Annotated in this window: 2 protein-coding genes; both read left to right on the forward strand. The window is 71.7% G+C overall.

Annotated elements, in window-relative coordinates:
• Positions 1–353, forward strand: a 353-nt coding sequence (locus QZY48_RS30550) for a hypothetical protein (RefSeq protein WP_295437722.1), incomplete at its 5' end; no start/stop codon positions are given.
• Complete coding sequence (locus QZY48_RS30555; protein WP_295437723.1) at positions 350–3,898, forward strand: HAD-IC family P-type ATPase; 3,549 nt, start codon at positions 350–352, stop codon at positions 3,896–3,898. The genes QZY48_RS30550 and QZY48_RS30555, both read left to right, overlap by 4 nt.
• Positions 3,899–4,187 lie beyond the last annotated feature (289 nt).

A 4,187-nucleotide genomic window follows, 5' to 3' on the forward strand; every position in this document is an offset into this window, starting at 1 on the left:
CGGCTTGCGAGAGAATCCAGGGCGCTAGGATAAGCTCGATTACGACAACGACAACGACAACGACAACGACAACGACGCTGAGACCGCGGCGGGACGGGGCATTCGCCCCGTCGCCGACCGGTCCCGGATTGAGTCGCCCGGGTCCAGCCCCCACTTTCTTCGCGCGTAGACCGAGCCGCTGGTACCGGATCGGCGGTTGCCCGAGCAACCGCCGGATGGGGCGGCTGGTCCGCAACCATCGTTGGGAGCCCCGGCTTATGCATCTCGAGAACCGTCTGCCGTTCGCCATCATGGACCGCATCGCCGGGGGCACCAAGCAGCAGACCGCGCGCGAGTCGCAGGAACCTCGATGAGCGGGGAACGGCCGATGGGCCCGGACGACAACGCCTGGCACACCCGGGACGGCGCCGAGGTCGCGCGCACCCTGGGGGTCGACCCGGCCACCGGCCTGACCGGGGCCCAGGTCGGCGAGCGACTCGCCCGCCACGGGGAGAACCGGCTGGCGGAACGGCCGCCGCGGTCCAAGTGGCTGCTGCTCGCCGACCAGTTCAAAGGTCTCCTGATCCTGGTGCTCCTGGGCGCCGCGGTGCTGGCCGGGTCCGTCGGCGACCTCAAGGATGCGGTGGTGATCCTGGTGGTCGTGGTCCTGAACGCCCTGCTCGGGTTCTGGCAGGAGCACCGGGCCGAGGCCACCCTGGCGGCGCTGAAAAAGATGCTCGCCCCCAGTGCCCGGGTCCGGCGCGACGGCGGCGTTCATGAGGTGGCTGCCGCCACCCTGGTCCCCGGGGACCTGGTCCTGCTGGAGGCCGGCGACCGGATACCCGCCGACGGACGACTGCTCGTCGCCCACAACGGGGAGATCGACGAGTCGACGCTGACCGGGGAGTCCCAGCCGGTGGCCAAGGACGCCCAGGCCAGGGTCCAGGCCGTGGGGCCGCTCGCCGAGCGGCTCAACATGGCCTATATGAACACGGTCGTCACCCGCGGGCGGCTGGAGCTCCTGGTCACCGCCACCGGCATGGCGACCGAGATGGGCCGCCTGACCGGTATGCTGGAGGTCGAGCCGGGTCCGACACCGTTACAGGTCCAGCTCGACGGCCTGGGTCGCCGCCTGGCGCTGATCGCCGGGGTCGTGGTCGCGTTGATATTGATCCTGGGGCTGCTGCGCGGCCAGCCCTGGATGGATACCCTGCTTACCTCCATCGCACTGGCGGTGGCCGCCATCCCGGAGGGGTTGCCGGCCGTGGTCACGGTGACCCTGGCCCTGGGGATGCAGCGCATGGCCGGACAGCGGGCGATCGTCAAGCGCCTGGCCGCGGTGGAAACCCTGGGGTGCACCAGCGTGATCTGTTCGGACAAGACCGGGACCCTGACACTGAATCAGATGACCGCCCGCGCCGCCTACTACCGTGGCCGGCGCCTGGCGGTCAGCGGCGAGGGCTATACGGCACTGGGGACCATCACGACGCCGGACGGGGAGCCCGCCGATGACCTGGCGGACCTCCTCATACCCGCCGCACTGTGCAACGAGAGCCGCATCCGCGACGGGGTCCTGATCGGCGATCCGACCGAAGGGGCACTGCTGGCCCTGGCCGCCAAGGGTGGCGTCGATGCCGGGGCCCTGGCCGGGCAGCGGCCGCGCATCGCCGAGGTGCCGTTCGACTCGGCGCACAAGTTCATGGCGACCTTTCACCGCGATGGGGACCTGGTGCGGGTCTATGTCAAGGGTGCCCCCGATGTCCTGCTCGGCCGCGCGACGGCCTGGTTGGGCCCGCAGGGTCCGCTGGACCTCGACCAGGCGGCCCGCGCGCGGCTGACGGCCGAGAACGAGTCGCTCGCCGCGCAGGCGATGCGGGTCCTGGCGGTGGCCGGCAAGGACCTCCCGGCGGCGGGATTCGACCCCGCCGGTGACCTGATGGCCCGGTGCGACGGCCTAGTGTTGCATGGACTGGTGGGCATTCTCGACCCGCCGCGGCCCGAGGCCAGGGACGCCATTGCGCTGTGCCGCCGGGCCGGCATCCAGGTCAAGATGATCACCGGCGATCACCGCCTCACGGCCGCCGCCATCGCCCGGGACCTGGGCCTCGCGGGCGAGGTGCTGGATGGCCGCGACCTCGACGGGCTGTCGGAGGCGGCCCTGGACGCGCGCATCGACCAGGTCGCCGTGTTCGCCCGGGTCGCACCCGAACACAAGGTGCGGATCGTCCGGCAACTCAAGGCCCACGGCCACGTGGTGGCCATGACCGGCGACGGGGTCAACGATGCCCCCGCCCTCAAGACCGCCGACATCGGCGTGGCCATGGGCATCACCGGCACCGAGGTGACCAAGGAGGCCGCCACGCTGATCCTCACCGACGACAACTTCTCCACCATCGTCGGCGCCGTGCGTGAGGGGCGGACCATCTACGACAACCTGGTCAAGTTCGTCCGGTTCCAGTTGTCCACCAACATGGGTGCCATCCAGACCGTCCTGGGGGCGAGCCTGCTCGGGTGGGCCACGCCCTTTACCGCGGTCCAGATCCTGTGGATCAACATCATCATGGACGGCCCGCCGGCCATGACCCTGGGGCTGGAGCCGGCCGATCCGCGGGCGATGGACCGTCCGCCGCGCCCGACCGACGCCCGCATCCTCACCGCCAATCGGCTGGGTCTCCTGGTGTTTTATGGCACCATCATGGCGGTGGGCACCCTGGCCCTGTTCCGGTACGCGCAGCCCCAGGGCCAGGATTACGCGCTCACCCTGGCCTTCACGACCTTCGTCCTGTTCCAGTTCTTCAACGTGTTCAATGCGCGTACCGAGCACGGCAGCGCCTTCAACCCCGGCTTCCTGCGCAACCGCTGGCTGTGGCTGGCCCTGGCGACCGTGCTGGTCCTGCAGGTGCTGGTGGTCCACTGGGGCCCGGCGCAGGCCGTCTTCCGGACCACCGACCTGAGCCTGGCGGACTGGGGACTGGCCCTGAGTGTGGCCTCCAGCGTGCTGTTGCTCGACGAGCTGCGCAAGCTGGCCCTGAGCCCGCGCGTCCGCACGGTCTGGGCGGGCTGGATGGGCGGGGCCGGGGTCGGCGCCGGGGTCGGTGCGGGGCGCCAATCGGCAGACGACCCCGGCGACGCCGGACGGCGCAACACCTCCTTCAAGGTCCTGGCCTGGGCCCTGGCCCTGGTGGCGATCCCGATCCTGCTCTACGGCTGGTACGCGGCCAGGCCGAGCGCGCCCCCGGGCGCCCGCCCAGCCGCCGGCGACCAGGCCGCGGCGGCGGTTCCCCCTCGGCGCGACGCCGTGCCGCGGCCCGCCGTCGGCAGCGCTGCGGACCCCGCGGCGGCCGTCCTGGGGGCGCCGGAGAGGGCCGCACTGGAGCGGGAGATCGCCGCCGCCAAGGCGCGCATCGCGACCCTGGAGGCGATCCTCGACCCCGGGCGCGGGCCGCGCCAACCGGCCGCGCCGGCCGCGCCGCCCGACCCGCAGGCCCCGGTCGATGCGCCGGCACGCCCGCCCGGACTGCTCGACCGGTTCGTCGCGCTGGGTGGCCGCGAGATCCCGCGGGGACTCGGACTCATCCTGTCCAATGACGAACTGAAGTTCCCGACCGGCAAGGCCGAGCTCCCCCCCGGCGAATTGAAGGTCCTCGACGGCCTCGCCGCACTGCTGGTGCAGCACCCCGGCCTTGACCTGCGGATCGAGGGTCACACCGATGCCGGCGGACGCGCCGAGGCCAACCTCGTCGTCTCCCAGGCCCGCGCCGATGCGCTCAGGCAGGCACTGATCGCACGCGGCGTCGCCGCGGCGCGCGTCCAGGCGATCGGGCTCGGCGAGACCATGCCCCTCGGCGCGGCCCCCGCCGGGACCGCCAACCGCCGCGACCGCCGGATGGAGATCTACCTGATCGAGAAGGCCGACTGACCCGCCGCTGCGCGGCCCGGGGCTTGGCCGAGGCGCTTGCGCAAAGGGGCCCGCGGCGGGACGGGGCATTCGCCCCGTCCCGAACGTTTATTCCGTCGCCGACCGGTGGTACGAACTTGTAGGTCCGGAGAAAGCGTTTCGGACGGGGCGAATGCCACGTCCGGCGCATGGGATTACTCCGCGACTCCCCAAGCCCCGAAGGGGGCGTGACATACCAGCCCAGGGCATCGCCCTGGGGTAGTGGCGATTAATCGACTCTGCCCTGAAAGGGCGTGACTTAACGGTGCAG

The sequence above is a fragment of the uncultured Thiodictyon sp. genome, from assembly GCF_903828115.1.
Taxonomy (GTDB): Bacteria; Pseudomonadota; Gammaproteobacteria; order Chromatiales; family Chromatiaceae; genus Thiodictyon.